The organism is Kribbella sp. NPDC043289 (assembly GCF_056436705.1).
This window is the reverse complement of record NZ_JBWKCB010000002.1, coordinates 1,188,892-1,206,020: the sequence shown is the minus strand read 5'-3', so window position 1 is coordinate 1,206,020 and position 17,129 is coordinate 1,188,892. Positions and strand designations below refer to the sequence as shown.

Here is a 17,129-nt window from a genome sequence, read left to right as displayed (position 1 = left end):
CAGACCTGTGGTGCTGGCCGTTCCACAGGTATGGACAAGTACGAGCAACGAGTAGCCGACGCCGATTGGGACAGCGTTGCGGCGTCGGTGAACGATCTCGGGTGCGCCCTTCTGCCGCAGTTGCTGACGCCTGATGAGGCCGCATTTGTGGCTGGGCTGTACGACGATGTACAGCGGTTCCGGGCGACGATCGACATGGCTCGGCATCGGTTCGGGGACGGGCAGTACCGGTATTTTGACCGGCCGTTCCCTGAGGCGGTGTCTCGGTTGCGGGAGTTGCTTTATCCGCGGCTGCTGCCGATCGCTCGGGAATGGTACGCCAAGCTTGGGCGCGACGCCGAGTGGCCGGAGACGCTCGACCAGTGGCTGGAGATTTGCCATCGGGCGGGGCAGAAGCGGCCGACGCCGATCCTGCTGCGGTACGGCGAGGGTGACTGGAACGCGTTGCATCGGGATCTGTATGGGGACAAGGTGTTTCCGCTGCAGGTCGTGATCAACCTGAACTCGCCTGGTGTCGACCATACGGGCGGGGAGTTTCTGCTCGTCGAGCAGCGGCCGCGGGCACAGTCTCGCGGAACGTCGACGTTGATTCCGCAGGGGCACGGGCTGGTCTTCACGACTCGCGATCGGCCGGTGCGGTCGGCGCGGGGGTGGTCGGCTTCGCCTGTGCGGCATGGGGTTTCGGTGGTTCGGTCGGGGCGACGGCACACGCTGGGGCTGGTTTTTCACGATGCTCTGTGAGATTTGGATTTGCGGTTATTCGAACGTATGATCGATGGCATGAGTGAGTGTCCGGTTGAGTCGGCGGCCTCGCGGCCGTTGGCCGGGCGAGCGCCGCTGACAGTGGTGCCTGGTGGCGCTGAGTTCTCGGCGGTGCGGGATCGGTTGCGGGACGATGCGCGGGTGGCGGCGCGGTTCGGGTTGTTGGCGCGTGGCGACGTACCGGATGATCCTGATCGTGGGGTCGGGTTGTACGAGGCAGTTGCGTTTCAGGACACGTCTGAGCTGAACGACTCCGGGTGGCTGGATCGGGTGGAGATGATCGGCCGGATGGAGGCGCGGCTGGCCGCTCTGAAGGCGTCCGCTGTCGCGGGGTATGAGGGCTCACTGCGTGGTGTTTCCGCCGACCTCGGGCATCGGCACCCTGAGCCTGGGGATCGGGAAGCGGAACCTGGTGAGCGTCGGTGGGTGGCTGGGGATCTGCGGTCGACTGCTGATGAGCTTGCGCTGGCCTGGCAGATGCATAAAGGGGCCGCTACCGCCCGGATTCATACCTCGTGCGAGTTGGTGCACAACTTTCCTGCGACGTTGCGTGCGTTGGAGGAAGGGGATCTGACCGAGCGGGCGGCGTTCACGATCGTGCGGGAGCTGTCGGTTCTCGACGACCCGGCGGAGATGGCGGCGGCCGAGGCTGCGGTGTTGGAGTGGGCCGGGGAGAATCCGCTGCAGCGGATCAAGCAGGAGGCACAGCGAGAGGCCGCGCGGCGGTCGTCGACGGCGCGGAGCAAGGCTCATGCGCGGGCGATGGACGAACGGTCGGTGCGGATCTTCCCGACCAGTGACGGTACTGCGGAGCTGATCCATACGCAGGATGCGCTGGATGCGGCCGCGGTGATGAACAGCCTGACGCGTGCTGCGAACCGGTGTCGCCGGAAGGGTGATACGCGCACTATGGATCGGCTGCGGGCTGATATCGCTTTGAGCCGGCTACTACCTCGGAGCAAGGTTGGTGGTGCTCCGGTAGCGGAGGACGTCGTTGAGGCGTCTGTGGGTGCTGAGGCAGCGGTTGTGATCCATGCGAGTGGTGCTGAGATCCGGGCGTTGATCAGTGGCGAGAGCGACACCGGCGGGGTGGCCGAGCACCATGGTCCGATCCCTCAGGAGTCGTTACGCAAGCACGTCACGCGGGTCCTGGCTCGGAGTCTCCTTGGTGACGGCGGGAGTCCGAGTCGATCGCGGCTTGATCTTCGGCTCAGCGACGAGCCGCCGGCTGGGACTCCGGACAGGTACACGCCGAATGCGGCGACCGATCGGTTCGTTCGGTTGCGCGATCGGACGTGTCAGTTTCCTGGGTGCAATCAGCCTGCTGAGTTCGCGGACATCGACCATCGTGTTGCCTTCGCGGCTGGCGGGCGGAGCAGCACTGAGAATCTGCATTGTCTCTGCCGACATCACCATCGTCTCAAGCACGAGGGCGGATGGGCCGTCAGCTGTGATGCGGACGGAAGGACCACCTGGACCAGTCCGAATGGTCGGCGCTACCGCACGCCTGCGCCTGACTCCGATCCACCCAGCGGTTCTGATCCGCCGGATGTGAGCGCCTCGGTCTGAACCTCCAGACCGGGGAGGGTTACCCGGCTGCGGTCAGGTCTGAGCAGATGTCCCACGCTGCCTGCTGGAGGCGGGCTGCTGTGTCCTGCTCGAGGCCCTTCGCCGGTACGGCGATTCCGACCGGATCCTCATTGAGCAGCGCGATGAGGAAGACGCACGCCGCTAGATAGCTGCCTGCGAGCGCCGGGTGGCTGTTGTCCGCGTCGTGCAGGGGCGGCGTGTCGTGTTGGGTCAGGAAGCGTTCCCAGACCATTCCGACCGGTATGAGCGTCGCGCCGAGCTCCGCTGCGGCTGCGCCGTACGCGTCGGTGAGTGCCTGCTGGGTCTCCGGGGCGTTGCGTCGCGCCCAGGTCAGGTAGAGCGCCGTACGGGCGCCCGCCGCGGTGATCGCCTCGTTGAAGTCACGCGCGCTGTCCCGGAAGCGGGCCGGGCTCTTGATCGGCAGCGTGCTCTGCTCCTGCAGGACGACGGTGTCGAAGCCGCCGCTCGCGATCGCGTCCAGCGCCTGGCCGGCGTTGAGATGCTGCCGCAGCGACGCCCCACCCGCCGAGATCAGCTTGTGCTCGATCGAGATCCCACGCGCACCTGCCAGGCCCTTGATCAGCCCCGGCAGGTTGTTCCGCGAAGTGAAGCTGTTGCCCACGAAGAGAATCCGCACGACACGGACGCTACTACTCCCCGGACCGCCGCGCAGGGAATCCGTTTGACCATGACGCTTGCGGCGCTGTTGGCTGACGCCATGAGTGGCCTTCGGATCGTCCCGATCACGGACGACGTCACGCTGCTGGACTGGCAGCGCGTGCACAATGAGATCATCCCGACGGCGCCGCTGTCCCGCGACGACATCCGCGAGCGACTGACGCGCAACGTCCTCGAGGTGGCCTACGACGGCGACGCCCTGGTCGGATGCTCGACAGTCCGACCGCCATCCGAAGACACCACGGCAGCGGTGGTCATCGCTCGCGTACTCCCCGAGTACCGGCGCCGCGGCTACGGTGATGCGCTCTACCAGCACTGCCTACACCGTGCACGCGAGCTGGCCACCACCATCGAGACCCACATCCTCAGCAGCAACGCCGACGGCCTGCGCTTCGCGAAGTCGCACGGCTTCGTCGAGGTGGAGACCTACCTGCTCCCAGGCGACACCATTCCCTTTGTAGAACTACGGTTGGGCAAGTGACTATGCGCTTCAGTGTCAACATTCCGAACTTCGGGGACTTCGCCGACGCCCACACGGTCGCGCGGGTGGCGATGGCCGCGGAAGAGGCCGGCTGGGACGGGCTGTTCGTCTGGGACCACGTGGTGCACAGCAAGGAGCGGCGCCGCGGGCAAGCGTTCGGCGATCCGTGGATGCTGATGACAGCGGCCGCGCTGGCCACCTCACGAATCAAGCTAGGCCCGCTGGTGACCCCGGTCGCGCGACGCCGGCCAGAGCAGCTCGCCCGGCAGGTCGCAACCCTGGACGCGCTGAGCGGCGGCCGGGTGATCTTCGGCGCCGGTCTCGGCGGACCCATCGACGACGAGTTCGGCAGCTTCGGCGACGAGACGGATCCGAAGGTGCTAGCCGAGAAGCTGGACGAGGGTCTCGACCTCATGGCGGCCTACTGGTCCGGCGCCCGGGTGAACCACGACGGCAAGCACTACCAGGCCACCGACGTGGAATTGCTGCCGGCAACGGTCCAGCAGCCCCGCCCGCCGGTCTGGATCGCGGGCTACTGGCCCCGCAAGGCCCCGATGCGCCGAGCCGCCCGCTGGGACGGCGCCGTACCGCTGTTCACCAGTGCCAACCACGGCCAGGCCCCCGCGGTCGAGGAACTGCGGGAGCTGGTCGACTTCCTCCACCAGCAGCGCGCGGACCAGAGCACGCCGTACGACGTGATCGTCGGCGGCATCAGCCCGGCAGATCCGGCCGGCGCGCGGGCGCTGATCGAGCCGCTCGCCGAGGCGGGTGCCACCTGGTGGGACGAGCGACAGTTGCTCGGCGGCACCGATTTCTACCGCCTGGAGCCGGTCCTGCGCCGGATCGAGCAGGGTCCGCCAACCCTCGACTAAGCACCCCTGGACGGTCGACTTTTAAGCTTGCATGCATGAGCGACGACCATCCGTCCTGTTGCGCGCCGTCCCGTGGCGAGGCGTCCGCCCCTCCGCCTGCCCCGGCCGAGCGCGGCGAGCACCGGATCGAGCAGGTCGAGCTCAGTGGCGGCGTCTTCGCGATGGGCAACCCCAACGGCGACGAGAACGCCGGCGACGGCGAGACACCCGTCCACCAGGTCGAGCTCGCGCCGTTCTCCATCGACGCGACCAGCGTGACGAACGCCGACTTCGCGCGCTTCACCGACGCGACCGGCTACCGCACCGAGGCCGAGATCTTCGGGTACTCCGCAGTGTTCCATCTCGCTCTCGCCGCCGAGCCCGACGAGGTGATGGGCCCAGCCTCCGGTACGCCGTGGTGGGCCGGCGTCCGCGGCGCCGACTGGCGGCACCCGGGTGGTTCCCGATCCGATCTCGACGGCCTCGCCGAGCATCCCGTCGTCCACGTGAGCTGGAACGACGCGACGGCTTACTCCAAATGGGCCGGCCGGCGACTGCCGACCGAGGCCGAGTGGGAGTATGCGTCCCGCGGCGGCCTCAAAGGCAAGCGGTACCCGTGGGGCGACGAGCTGATCGGCGACGACGGCGAGTGGCGCTGCAACATCTGGCAGGGCGAGTTCCCGCGGGCAAACACCGAGGAGGACGGCTTCCTCACCACCGCCCCGGTCCACACCTTCCGCCCGAACGCGTTCGGCCTGTGGCAGACGGTCGGGAACGTCTGGGAGTGGTGCGACGACTGGTTCGGCCCGCGGTATTACAAGTTCTCCCCCGCCGAGAACCCGACCGGCCCGTCGCTCGGCGCAGCCCGGGTGATGCGCGGCGGCTCGTACCTGTGCCACGACTCGTACTGCAACCGCTACCGCAACGCGGCCCGCTCGTCGAACACCCCCGAGTCCTCGATGGGCAACACCGGCTTCCGTACGGTCGGTCTCACGCGTCCTGAGTGACGGCGGGCTGCCGCAGTCCCGGCGTGCTGACAGCGACCGCTGCCACCGCCGCGACGCACAGCAACGCACCGGAGGCGAGCGACGCGACCGGCGAGCTCAGTTGGGCGACCACACCGCCACGGAGATTGCCGAGGTCGGGCCCCGCCTGACCCACGATCTGCTCGGCGGCACTGACGCGGCCGAGCAGCTCAGCCGGCGTGTGCAGCTGAATGATCGTGCTCCGCGAGACGACAGCCACCGTGTCGGCCGCACCTGCGAACGCGAGACAGACCAACGCCAGCCACGGCACCGGTGAGAACGCGAACAACACCAGCGCGATCCCCCACCCAGCCGAGCCGCAGAGCATCACCACGCCGTGCCGCGGCAGCCGAGTGAACGAGCCGGAGAACAACGACGCAGCGACGCCCCCCACAGCGATCGCGGTCAGGAACAACCCGAGCGTCCGCGGATTGTTGCCGAACCGCTCAGCGTTGATCACCGGAAACAGGCTGATCGGCATCGACAGCACAGTCGCCGCTAGGTCGGTGATCAGCGCACCCCGGATCACCGGCGTGGACGCCACGAACGTCAACCCGTCCCACACGCCACGCAGCCCAGGCTTGGCGGTCGTCCCGATGCGCATCCGAGGCAGCCCGAGTACGCCGTACAGCGCGGCAAGGAAACTGAGCGCGTCGATGAGGTAGCAGACTCCGACTCCCCAGGCACCGATGATCAGACCACCCAGCGCCGGCCCGAGCAGCATCGCGCCCTGGAACCCGATCCGGTTCAACGCGATCCCAGCGGCCAGTTGGTCGCGCGACAACAACTGCGGCAGCACGGTCCGAGCCACCGGCCCAGCCGTCGCACCGAACGCGGCCTGTACTGCGATCAGCGCCAGCAGCACCCCAACGGGAACCCGCCCGAACACCAATTGACTCGCCATCACCGTCGCGACGAGCCACTGTCCGACCGTGGTGACCAGGTAGATCCGGCGCCGCTCGAGCCGGTCGACGAGCGTGCCCGCGAACAGTCCGAGGACGATCAGCGGCAACGCCTGCGCCAGCCCGACCGCACCGGTCCAGGCCGGGCTCGACGTCTGGTCCCAGACCTGGAACATCACCGCGACAAACGTCAGCTGACCGCCGAACCCCGACAGCACCTGACCGATCCACAACCGGCGGTACGTCAGAACGCGGAGCGGCCCGAGATCGATGAGGGCGCGTTTCACTCCGCCACGTCCGGGAGCTTCTCGACGATGCGCTCGTGGAAGCTCTTCCGGCTCAACGCTGCCTCGATGTCGCGGACCACCTGGGTCATCGGGTACGGCAGCTCGGCCTCCAGCTCGGCGATCGCCTCCTCGGTCGCCCGCCACTCGGCGGTCAGCAGTTCGACGAGCTTCTTCGACTTGGCGGTAAGCGTGACTTTCTTGCTGCGCGCGTCCGCACCCGGCACGGTCCGGACCAGGCCGGCGGTACGCATTGCGGAGACCTTCTGGCTCAGCGCCGAGTGCGTCCGGCCGACCGTGTCGGCCAGCTCGGTGATCGTCAGCGGGCCCTTCAGGTGCAGCTGGATCAGCTCGCGCACGTAGCTCGGTTTCAGGCCCTTGATCTCCCGATCGGTGTAGATCCGGCCGATCTCGTTGTCCATCCGGCCCAGCAGCTCGTGCAGCGGCCGCCACTGACTCTGTGCGGTGGGGTCGTCCATCCGAGAATCATAACAGCACTTATATAAGCACTGTTGAGTCAGGCGGCGGCGCCTCATGGTGTGCCGCGCGACCCGAAACGACCGCTCGGATCCAGAGCCCCACGAGACCTGCCGACACCACGCTGATCAACGCGACGACCGCGAACCCGTAGCGGGTGTCGGAGCGCCCGGTCACAACCGACGCGAGCAACATGACGACCACCGTCGCGGCAAGGCCGTAGCCGTTCGCGATCCCGAACGCATGCCCGACGCGAGACTCCGTCACCGATGTCATCAACAACGAACGGGTTGCAATCCGAGCCTGCCCAAAGAGAAACGCGCCAACCAGAACGAGAGACATCAGCACCGGTACGCCGAAGAGCGGCTGCAGCGCGAACAATGCGCTGCACAACAAGAACCCCCCGACAGCCAGCTTCAGGTCGCCGAGCCGCGCCGCCGACCGCCGATACGTGGCCGCGGCCACCAGGAAGCCCACGCCGCCCAGCGCATCGACCGCACCAAGTGCCGCCGCGCCGCGATGCCACTCGCCGATCAAAAGCACCGGCAGCAAAGCATTGAACACCGTCACGACAACGAGCCCCTGCCCGAACAGCACCACGAGCGCACCAAGCGGGACAACACCCACTCGCCGCGGCGCCGCCGGCTGATCAACAACCTGCTCGACAGACCGCCGCCCGGTCCCGACCGAGTAAACGAGCACAGCGGACAGCAAGAACGTCAGCGCATTGAAGGTGAACAGAGGCCGCGGACCGAAGTGCTGAAGAGCCAGCCCGCCGACCGACGCCGAGAGAAGCATGCCGGACTGGAGCGCGATCTCGTAGTGAGCATTGAAACGCCGAAGCCGCCCAGCAGGAACGCGCTCACGGATCAGGGCAGCACTGGCAGGCGTGAACTGAGCCGCGACGACCGCCAGCGCGAAGTTCGTCGCGTAGACGAGCGGCTGCTGAGCGACGCCGAACGCGAGACCGACCGGCAGGGCGAGGGCGGCGGTAGCGCTCACCAGATCGCAGACAACCCACAGCCGGCGCCGGTCAAAGCGGTCCGCGAGTCGACCGAAGTACGGCGAGAGCACAGCCTGCGGTACGGCGACGGCGATGAAGAGCCACCCGACATCCAGCATCGACCCCTGCGCGCGGACGAGCAGCAGGGCAGCGCCGAGGAGCTGGATGTTGTTGCCGAGGGACGTAATGAACGCTGCGGGCAGCAGCAGATGGGTTCTCGAAGTCACGTCGCCAACGCTTCCAGCAAACACTGACAAACGATGGCAGTGATTTCAACCAATCGCTAGCTGAACGACGGACTCGCCGCCTGACCGATGAACAGCTTGGGCGGTGTGGTGAGGCCGACCGACCAGATGTCCTTGTCGATCGGATAGAGCAGTGTCGAGTTCCCCTGCCAGACCGGTTGGTCGTCGACCGAGCGGGTCTCGGCCGGATGCACGACCTGGCGGGAGGCGAGGTCAAGGACCGCCAGACGCCAGGTCCCGTTGGAGACCTTCTGCTTGTAAGCGATCCGCCGCCCGTCCGGAGACAGCGACGGACACTCGACGTTCTCGGCGATCGCGGTACCCCGGTACGCGCGGAAGTCGGCCTCGATCAGGTACGTCTTCCCCCTGCTCGCCATGGTCACATAGAACCGGTTGCCATCAGCACCGAAAGTGATCCCCCAGTAGTTCACGTCCGACGCGAAGTACCGCTTCCCGCCGACGAAAACCGCTAGCTCCTCGACCGTCTTCACTATCCGGCCGGTGTCCACCTGATACAGCCCGGTGCGCGTGGAGAACCCCGTCGCGGCGTACGAGTCGCCACTGACGAACAGCGTCCAATTCACGATCCGCCCATCCGGAGAGACCCGGGCCCGACTCGGTGTCCCTGGCAACGTTTCGCGATGCTTCTCGTGGAGCGAACCGGTCAGGACGATCATCTCGGTCAGCGGTGGCAACGAGCCTGGCTTCAAGCGCAGGCAGATCGCCGTACCACCAGCCGCGGCGAACCGATCACAGTGCAGATCCCCCACCCGTCGAGCAGCCCCCGGATCCCCAACGGGTACGGCGGCCAGTTTGCCCGCGTCCGGACCAGCCGCCAGGTTGCGGAAGAACAGCGTCTTCCCATCGAGCGCCATCGTCTGACCAGACACGACCGGTACGGCGTTCTCGGTCGCCCCGCCGTCGCGCGCCTGGACGACGTATGTGATCGCGCCGCCGACCAGAGCGAGAAGCCCGATCGCGACAACGAGGAGCCGGCGAGTCATCGGCGTACCTCCAGTGGCTTGAGGACGGCAGCGGCGATGGTGACCGCGAGCAGCGCAACCGTGATCGCGAGGATCGCGGGACGGAGATCCCACAGCGTCCACAGCAGTCCGACGGTGACGGCCGCGGCCATCCGCGCGAGCGCTTGACCGGTCTGGAGTACGGCGAGACCGCTCGCGCGCAGGTGTTCGGGCAGCAACGGGCCGACCGCAGCGGGAAGCACACCGTCGGTCGCCGCATAAAACATCCCGTGCAAAACGAGGACCAACCACCACGCACCGATCGGGCCGCAAACAAGCAGCAACGCAAGGATCAAAGCGAGATGTCCACCAAGAAAGACCTTCCACCGGCCGATCCGGTCACCGAGACGCCCGAGCGGGATCGCGAGCAGCAGGAAGGTCCCAGCGGTACCGAGCGGGAGCAACGGAAAGAGATTGGTCCCGATGTCCCAACGCCGTTGCACAGCGAGATAAACGAACGAGTCCGTGATCGTGAAGAGCCCAAGTGCAGCCGCCCACACACAAGCCCGCCGAAAGTTGGCCTCCTTCAGCAACCCCAGCACCGGCAGACCACCTCGAACCGGCACAGGCCGAGGCGCCGGAGCCTGGTCGCGAACGAAAGCCCCGAGCAGAATCACCCCACAAGCCGCAAGGCAGAAGCTGGTGACGAAGACCGAGTCGTAGTCACCAAGGCTGGCCCACAACACAGCCGTCGCCACCAGCGGCCCGAGGAACGCGCCGACCGTGTCGAGCGCCCGATGCACGCCGAACGAACGCCCCATCGTCTCCGGCGCGCTGCTCAACGAGATCAGCGCGTCCCGCGGCGCCGTCCGGATCCCCTTGCCGGCCCGGTCGACAGCCAGGACCGCGCCGATCGCCGGCACCGCGGACCCGGCGGCCAGGAAGCCGAGCTTCGAGACCGCCGAGAGCGCGTAGCCGACGCCGGCGACGGTCTTCAGCCGTCGCCAGCGGTCGGCAACGTGTCCGCCGACGAGCCGCAGTACCGCCGTCGCTCCGGCGTACAGGCCGTCGAGAAGGCCGAACTGCAGGGGGTTCAGCCCGAGCCCGAAGACCAGGTACAGCGGCAGGATCGCGGTCACCATCTCGGCCGACACGTCGGTCACCAGACTGACGATGCCGAGGGCAACCACATTCCCCGGGACCCGCCGCAGCGGGGTCCGCAGCGGGCCGACGGATGCGAGGTACATCAGTGGCAGGTGTACGTCGGGCTGCTGTCCAGGACCTTGCCGTCCAGACCGATCAGCTGACTGGCGAACGTCGTGTCGGTCATCGACAGCTTCAGGACACCGAAGTCCTCGATGATCTTGGCCGTCGCCGGATGTCCGGCGTGCACCGGGTAGAGCGGCGCGCCGCCCATCCCGCCGATGATCTGCAGCGGCCCGTTCGGGTCCTTCTGACCGTCGGCGTTCTGCGGCAGGAACCGTTCGTAGTGGTGGTCGTGACCGTTCAGGATCAGGTCGGTCTTGGCCGACACCAGCGTCTGCCACAGCGGATCGGCGTCCGGGTTGTCACCGTGGTCACCTGAGGAGAACCGCGGGTGGTGGTAGTACGCCGCGATGCAGCCCTTGGTGTTCTTCGCGAGGTCCTGCTTCAGCCAGGTGAGCTGCGCCGGCTCGCGCAGGTCCTCCTTCACGAAGTCGTTGGAGTCCAGCGCGATGAAGTGCCAGTTCCCCATCTCCCAGCTGTAGTAGTTCTTCCCGGCCGGCGTCGCGATCGAGCCGAAGTACTTGTGGTACCCCTCGTACGGCGTGTTGTCGTACGTCTCGTGGTTGCCGGGGATCGGGTGCGTGATGCTCTTGAACTTCCCCCACGTCTTCGCGTAGTAGCTCTGGAAGTCCGAGTAGTGCGCGTCGTCGTACTGGTTGTCGCCCATCGTGATCACCGCGGCCGGGTTCATTGCCTCGACCAGCTTCGCGGTCTTGGGATGCACGCAGCTCGAGTCGGACGCGGTGCAGCGGTCCGCGATGTCACCGGCCGCCGCGAGCACGAACCCACCAGCCCCGCCGGTTCCGGTCGTGACCGTGACCGCTGCGGTCTCTCCCGACACGTTGCCGGCCAGATCCCGTGCGAGCACGGTGTAGCGGTACGCCGTGTTCGCGGTCAGTCCGGTGTCGTTGTACGACGTACTCGCCGCATCAGCGACGACCTTCCCATCACGCAGTACGTCGTACCCGCTCACGCCCACGTTGTCCGTCGAAGCGGTCCAACTGAGCGCGACCGAGGTACCCGTGGCGCCGGTGCTCTTCAGACCGGTGGGCACCGTCGGGGCCTGGGTGTCACCGGTCGAGTCGGTCGTGCCGTAGACCTGGATCTCGAAGAGCGAGTAGCCGTACGACGTCGCGCGCTGGGTGCCGACCAGTCGCAAGTACCGGCCGTGGCCCTGCAGCCCGATCAGGTCGTCGGTCGCACCGTTGCCGTCCGCAACGTCCTTGACGGTGCGGAAATTGGCTCCGTCGTCGGAGACCTCGATCCGGTACGCCTTCGCGTACGCGGCTTCCCAGGTCAGCTTGACCCGGCCGACGGTGGCCGCCTGACCGAGATCGACCCGGATCCACTGTGGATCGGTTCCTTCGGTGCTGGCCCAGCGGGTCGACGGGTCGCCGTCCACCGCCTTGGCCGCCGCCAGCGAGTCACCCTCGATGCTCGAGGCAATGACCGGTTTGCCCTGCGACAGCAGGGCGTCGGCGTTCGTCCGGGCGTCGGCGGCCGAACCGCCGAGCGCGGCCACCAGGCCGACGGGGAGCACCAGCGCGAGCAGGCGCAGTTTCATGAGATACCTCCGGGGGCGCGGAGAGCTGAATTGTTAGGAAGGTTACCTAACAGTGGATGCGACGTAAAGCCCCCACTTTCGTCATATACGTCCAGCGCATCAACTGTGCGCAAAAGATTCATTGGACGGATGACGTAGCCGCTGATTGGCTCGACGACATGGATATGCGCAGGTTAGGTCGTGCAGGGATCGAGGTCAGCCCGGTCGGATTCGGGTGCTGGGCGATCGGTGGACCGTTCAGCAACCCCGCCGGTGAACCGCTCGGTTGGGGTGTGGTCGACGACGAGGAATCGGTGCGGGCGATCCGCCGAGCGGTGGAGCTCGGCGTGACGTTCTTCGACACTGCGGACGTGTACGGCGCCGGGCACAGCGAACGCGTACTCGGCCAGGCGATCAGCGGGATCCGCGACCAGGTGGTGATCGCCACCAAGTGGGGCAACACGTTCGACGAGTCCACGCGGATCATGCACCACCAGGACACGACACCGGAGTACGTACACAAGGCGGTACGGGCGTCACTCGACCGGCTCGGCACCGATTACCTGGATCTCTACCAACTGCACTTCGACACGACCGACGAGATCGCACTGCCGCTGCGCGAGGCGTGCGAGGAACTGGTCCGCGAAGGACTGATCCGCGCCTACGCGTGGAGCACCGACACCGTGCACAGCGCGGAACTCTTCGCGCAGGGCGAGCACTGCGCGGCGGTCCAGCACGAGGCGAGCGTCCTGCACGACGCCCCGGACTTCTTCGCGCTCTGCGAGCGGGAGGACCTGGCAAGCATCAACCGGACGCCACTCGGGATGGGCATCCTCGGCCGCCGCGACGCGAGCCGGCCGGCCACGGGCGCCGACATCCGCACGCTCCCGCCGTCCTGGCTGCGGTACTTCGCCGAGGGCGGCGTCCCCGCACCGGAGTGGTGGGACAAGGTAGCCGCGATCCGCGACGTCCTGGAGGGCGACGGACGCACTCTCGCGCAGGGCGCGCTGGCCTGGCTCTGGGCGCGGAGCCCGCGGACCGTGCCGATCCCCGGGTTCCGGACCGTGGCGCAGGCCGAGCAGAACGCCGGCGCAATGGCCCACGGCCCGCTGCGGGACGACCAGATGACCGAGATCGCGAAGCTCCTGAGCGAGTGATCCGGGCCGCCGAGCTCTTGCTCGGTGCGCTGCTTTATCGATATACCTGTGTCTATGCCGGGGCAGCCGACGGACTCACGCCAGTGGTTTCGTCGTACCCCGGGTGACCAGCTGGGCCGGGACGACGAGTTCCTGCGGCTCCTCGCGCGGGCTGCCGTTGATCTGCGCGATCAGCAGCGACGTGATCGCGTCGGCCATCGCGTCGTGCCCCGGATTGACCGTGGACAGCGCCGGCACCAGGTACGCCGCCTCGTCGATGTCGTCGAAACCGGCCACCTGGATGTCGTCCGGCACCCGCAGCCCGCCGTCGGCCAGTGCGCGCAGGGCACCCATCGCCACCACGTCGGTGAGTCCGAAGACCGCGTCGAAGCCGATCCCGCGCTCGCGCAGCGCCCGAATCGCGTCGTACCCGTCCTGCGGGCGGAACGGGCAGCGGATGTTCAGGTCGGGGTCGACCGGTACGCCGGCCTCGCGGTGCGCCAGCAGATATCCCTCGGCGCGGAGCGCGGGCATCGTCGCGGAGCCGACCGGGTCGCCACCGATCATCGCGATCCGGCGGGCGCCGGCGGCGAGCAGGTGCGCGGTCGCCTGCCGGGCACCGTCGACGTTGTCCATCATCACGTGGTCGAACCGCGACGGCAGCGCGCGCTCGCCGATCATTACCACCGGGGCGTCGGTGCGGAGCTGGCCGAGCTCGGCCGGGTCGATGTCGACCACGCTCAGGATCAGGCCGTCGTACATCCGCAGGCGGGAGAACGCGACGGCGTCCAGTTCGCCCTCGCGGCTGGCGCCGGTGCGCTCCATCACGATCCGCAGATCGTGCGCCTCGAACCGATCGGCGAGCCGCCCGGCGAGTTGGGCGAAGTACGGCCGCTCCAGCTCCGGTACGGCGAGGCCGACCACGCCCGTCCGGCCTGCGCGCAGGTGACGGGCGGCCAGATTGACCTGGTAGCCGAGCTCCGCGATCGCCGCGAGCACCCGCTCACGCGTGTCGGGACCGACCCGCGGGCGGCCATTGATCACGTTCGACACCGTCATCGTCGACACCCCGGCGAACCGGGCGACGTCGGCCATCGTCACCACGCTCGAGGTTTTCTTCATGCCGACCACTGTAAGGACACAGGAGGGCCCCATGCCTGAACCGACGACATCCCGGGTCGTGATCGACCTCGACGTACCCGGTCCGACGATCAGCCGGCACCTGTACGGGCACTTCGCCGAGCATCTCGGGCGGTGCATCTACGGCGGCTTCTACGTCGGTGAGGACTCCCCCGTCCCGAACGAGGGCGGGATCCGGCGCGACGTGGTCGAGGCGCTGCGGGCGCTCGACATCCCGAACCTGCGCTGGCCGGGTGGATGCTTCGCGGACGAGTACCACTGGAAGGACGGCATCGGGCCGAAGGCGGACCGGCCGTCGATGGTGAACACGCACTGGGGCAACGTCGAAGAGAACAACCACTTCGGCACCCACGAATTCATGGCGCTGTGCGAGCTGCTCGGCGCCGAGCCGTACGTGAACGGCAACGTCGGCAGCGGGACCGTCCGCGAGATGAGCGAATGGGTCGAGTACCTGACCCGCGACGGCGACAGCCCGATGGTGCGGCAGCGGAAGGCGAACGGGCGCGACGAGCCGTGGCGGGTCCCGTTCTGGGGCATCGGCAACGAGACCTGGGGCTGCGGCGGGAACATGCGCGCCGACGCGTACGCCGACCAGGCGCGGCAGTACGCGACGTACCTGCGGGATCACGGCGACAACAAGTTGTACCGGATCGCTGCCGGCGCGGCCGACGACGACCTCAACTGGACCGAGGCGCTGCTGAAGGCGGTCAGCTGCCTGGGCTGCGAACGCGGTCCGAAGAACATCTTCCAGGCGATCTCGTTCCACTACTACACGGTCGCCGGGACGTGGGAGACCAAGGGCAGCGCGACCGAGTTCGACCTCGAGTCCTACTACCGGACGATCGGCAAGGCGCAGGGCGTCGACCGGGTGATCCGCGCGCACTCGTCGCTGATGGACGCCTACGACCCGGACCGGAAGATCGGTCTGGTGCTGGACGAGTGGGGCACCTGGTGGGACGTCGAGCCGGGGACGAACCCGGGGTTCCTGTTCCAGCAGAACGCGATGCGGGACGCGCTGGTCGCTAGCCTGCACTTCGACATCTTCCACCGGCACGCGGACCGGCTGGTGATGGCGAACATCGCGCAGACGGTGAACGTTCTGCAGGCGATGCTGCTCACCGACGATGACGGCGGGCTGGTGAAAACCCCGACGTACCACGTGTTCGAGATGAACAAGGGGCATCACGACGCGGTCGCCGTACCGACGCACGTGGTCGAGGGACCGGCGCCGTACGAGCTGGACGGGAAGCCGACCGAGCTGGTGTCGGCGTCCGCGTCGGTGAAGGACGGGCGGGTACTGGTGTCGGTCAGCAACCTCGATCCGGTGGCGGCGCTGGACGTCGTCCTGGACCTGCGCGGCGGCGAGGTCCGGGACCCGGCCGGACGGTTGCTGACGGCATCGAAACCGCAGGCGTTCAACACGGTCGCCGATCCGGCCGCGGTGGCTCCGGTCCCCCTCGGAGTGGAACCGGAGCCCCGCGGTTTCCGGGTGACTTTGCCGCCGCACTCGTTCGCGACGGTCAGTTCCGCTTACTGACCGGGATCTGGAACTCGTGCACCCAGTTCGCCGGGTTGTCCATGTCGAACTGGAGTGTCACCTCCCGCGCGTAGCCCTGGCTGCGATAGCCGTTGTCCTCGATCCAGCGGGCCAGCGTCTGCATACTGCGGTCGGCTTCCATCATGTCGCCCTTGTGGACGATGGTCGCGGCCTGGGTGAGCGCGGGAAGTTCCAGGAACTCCAGATCGGTCGCCTCCCCGGCATCGACGGGTACGGCGGCGTGGACGCGGATCGTGTCGTTCGCGGCGTCCTCGTAGTACGCAACCGGTGAGCCGCTGGGGGTGACCCCGGCGGCGCCGAGGCGCTCGAAGAGTTGACCGAACAAGGGCTGCAGTACGGGACCGATGTCCTCGCCGTCGTAACTCGGCGAGATCGCGGACAGCTCCGCGACTCTTGTGGCGGCGATGTTTTTCAGGACGACGTCGTCGGTGGGCATGTGACCTTCCCTCTCGATGAGCCGGAGCCTCGCCTCGACGCTCGTCAGCCGGGCCGTACTACGGGCCAGGTCGTCCTCGAGCTGGGCCTGCCGGAGCCGCAGCATGCCGCGCAGTTCCTCCGCGGACAGCTTGGCGTCGACGATCTCACCGACCTGTTGCAGGCTGAAGCCGAGGTCCTTGAGCGCGACGATGCGGTTCAGGCGGCTGAACTGGTCGGCCGAGTAGAACCTGTACCCGGTCAGCTCGTCGACGACGGCCGGCCGGAGCAGCCCGAGCGCGTCGTAGTGCCGCAGCATCCGCGCCGACACCTGACCGAACGCGGCGAAGTCTCCGATGGTGAACATGCAGCCACCTTCCGGCTTGACACCGTGTCAAGGTCAATCCGGTCCGAGCCTACGGCGGGTCAGGAGGCGACGTGGGTACGGCGGTCGCGGATCGCGGCGATCGCGACGGCGGTGACGATCAGCGCGACACCGCCCGCGCCGAAGCCGGTGACCAGGTTGCCGCGGCTGCTCAGCCGGGCGTCGCACTGCATCGGCGTGATGCCCTTCTCGGGCTGGAAGACCGAGCCGCAGGAGTCGCCACCCGCGTGCACCGGGCGCACGGCGAGCACCACCCCGACGATCAGCAGGACCAAGCCCACGGCGCCGAGGACCTTGTTCAGCACCGGCCGTCCTCTCGCGCCGTCGCACGCACGTCAGCCAGGACCGACCGTAGTCGACTGACCCGATCCTGCATACGCACGGTCACACTCCCTGGTAGCTCGGTAAGATTTGATCAAATCTAACG

General features: G+C 67.6%; 17 protein-coding genes. 7 read left to right on the top strand and 10 right to left on the bottom strand.

Features of this window, described 5'->3' with window-relative positions; translation table 11 throughout:
- The first annotated feature begins 30 nt into the window (after nt 1-30).
- The gene (locus AC0662_RS17575; RefSeq protein ID WP_478301709.1) at nt 31-741 is read left to right on the top strand and encodes a 2OG-Fe(II) oxygenase; all 711 of its coding nucleotides are present in this window, start codon (nt 31-33) and stop codon (nt 739-741) included.
- 27 nt (nt 742-768) lie between these two features.
- On the top strand, nt 769-2,331 hold the full coding sequence (locus AC0662_RS17570; RefSeq protein ID WP_478301707.1) for an HNH endonuclease signature motif containing protein: 1,563 nt from the start codon (nt 769-771) through the stop codon (nt 2,329-2,331).
- Between the two features lie 19 nt (nt 2,332-2,350).
- Here AC0662_RS17570 and AC0662_RS17565 read toward each other — a convergent pair whose 3' ends face one another.
- Entirely contained in the window at nt 2,351-2,989 is a 639-nt protein-coding gene (locus AC0662_RS17565) for a hypothetical protein (protein WP_452195243.1), read from the bottom strand.
- An 81-nt stretch (nt 2,990-3,070) separates the two neighbouring features.
- Here AC0662_RS17565 and AC0662_RS17560 point away from each other — a divergent pair, with 81 nt between their 5' ends.
- The 3 genes from AC0662_RS17560 to AC0662_RS17550 are packed head-to-tail and all read left to right on the top strand — an operon-like array spanning nt 3,071 to nt 5,369.
- A complete protein-coding gene (locus tag AC0662_RS17560) occupies nt 3,071-3,511 on the top strand; it encodes an N-acetyltransferase family protein (protein WP_478301705.1) in 441 nt (146 codons plus the stop codon).
- Between the two features lie 2 nt (nt 3,512-3,513).
- Nucleotides 3,514-4,383, top strand: coding sequence for an LLM class flavin-dependent oxidoreductase (locus AC0662_RS17555; RefSeq protein WP_478301931.1), 870 nt, complete (start codon nt 3,514-3,516; stop codon nt 4,381-4,383).
- 35 nt (nt 4,384-4,418) lie between these two features.
- Nucleotides 4,419-5,369, top strand: a complete 951-nt coding sequence (locus tag AC0662_RS17550) for a formylglycine-generating enzyme family protein (protein WP_452195239.1) — start codon at nt 4,419-4,421, stop codon at nt 5,367-5,369.
- Here the strand turns inward: AC0662_RS17550 and AC0662_RS17545 are convergent.
- From AC0662_RS17545 to AC0662_RS17520, 6 genes are read right to left on the bottom strand one after another with little or no spacing between them, the layout of a single operon-like run.
- Nucleotides 5,353-6,576 carry an MFS transporter gene (locus AC0662_RS17545; RefSeq protein WP_452195237.1) on the bottom strand — a complete coding sequence of 408 codons (1,224 nt, stop codon included), beginning with the start codon at nt 6,574-6,576 and terminating at the stop codon, nt 5,353-5,355. The genes AC0662_RS17550 and AC0662_RS17545 overlap by 17 nt on opposite strands.
- Entirely contained in the window at nt 6,573-7,052 is a 480-nt protein-coding gene (locus tag AC0662_RS17540) for a MarR family winged helix-turn-helix transcriptional regulator (protein WP_478301703.1), read from the bottom strand. The genes AC0662_RS17545 and AC0662_RS17540 overlap by 4 nt, the downstream gene beginning before the upstream one ends.
- 19 nt (nt 7,053-7,071) lie before the next feature.
- Nucleotides 7,072-8,280, bottom strand: coding sequence for an MFS transporter (locus AC0662_RS17535; RefSeq protein WP_478301701.1), 1,209 nt, complete (start codon nt 8,278-8,280; stop codon nt 7,072-7,074).
- A gap of 56 nt (nt 8,281-8,336) precedes the next feature.
- A complete protein-coding gene (locus AC0662_RS17530) occupies nt 8,337-9,302 on the bottom strand; it encodes a TolB-like translocation protein (protein WP_478301699.1) in 966 nt (321 codons plus the stop codon).
- On the bottom strand, nt 9,299-10,507 hold the full coding sequence (locus tag AC0662_RS17525; protein ID WP_452195229.1) for an MFS transporter: 1,209 nt from the start codon (nt 10,505-10,507) through the stop codon (nt 9,299-9,301). Before AC0662_RS17525 ends, AC0662_RS17530 begins: the two co-directional genes overlap by 4 nt.
- Nucleotides 10,507-12,090 (bottom strand): discoidin domain-containing protein, encoded by a 1,584-nt coding sequence (locus tag AC0662_RS17520; RefSeq protein WP_478301697.1) that lies wholly within the window; start codon nt 12,088-12,090, stop codon nt 10,507-10,509. The genes AC0662_RS17525 and AC0662_RS17520 overlap by 1 nt, the downstream gene beginning before the upstream one ends.
- Nucleotides 12,091-12,248: 158 nt before the next feature.
- Between AC0662_RS17520 and AC0662_RS17515 the strand changes: the two genes are divergently transcribed.
- Nucleotides 12,249-13,226 (top strand): aldo/keto reductase, encoded by a 978-nt coding sequence (locus tag AC0662_RS17515; RefSeq protein WP_478301695.1) that lies wholly within the window; start codon nt 12,249-12,251, stop codon nt 13,224-13,226.
- Between the two features lie 75 nt (nt 13,227-13,301).
- Here the strand turns inward: AC0662_RS17515 and AC0662_RS17510 are convergent, their stop codons facing one another.
- A complete protein-coding gene (locus AC0662_RS17510; RefSeq protein ID WP_478301693.1) occupies nt 13,302-14,327 on the bottom strand; it encodes a LacI family DNA-binding transcriptional regulator in 1,026 nt (341 codons plus the stop codon).
- 31 nt (nt 14,328-14,358) lie between these two features.
- On the opposite strand from AC0662_RS17510, the gene AC0662_RS17505 reads away from it, so the two are divergent.
- On the top strand, nt 14,359-15,882 hold the full coding sequence (locus tag AC0662_RS17505; RefSeq protein WP_452195221.1) for an alpha-N-arabinofuranosidase: 1,524 nt from the start codon (nt 14,359-14,361) through the stop codon (nt 15,880-15,882).
- Here the strand turns inward: AC0662_RS17505 and AC0662_RS17500 are convergent.
- Both AC0662_RS17500 and AC0662_RS17495 read right to left on the bottom strand, forming a co-directional pair.
- Nucleotides 15,866-16,684 carry a MerR family transcriptional regulator gene (locus AC0662_RS17500; RefSeq protein ID WP_452195220.1) on the bottom strand — a complete coding sequence of 273 codons (819 nt, stop codon included), beginning with the start codon at nt 16,682-16,684 and terminating at the stop codon, nt 15,866-15,868. The genes AC0662_RS17505 and AC0662_RS17500 overlap by 17 nt on opposite strands.
- Nucleotides 16,685-16,743: 59 nt before the next feature.
- Nucleotides 16,744-17,007 carry a hypothetical protein gene (locus tag AC0662_RS17495; RefSeq protein ID WP_452195218.1) on the bottom strand — a complete coding sequence of 88 codons (264 nt, stop codon included), beginning with the start codon at nt 17,005-17,007 and terminating at the stop codon, nt 16,744-16,746.
- Between the last annotated feature and the right edge of the window lie 122 nt (nt 17,008-17,129).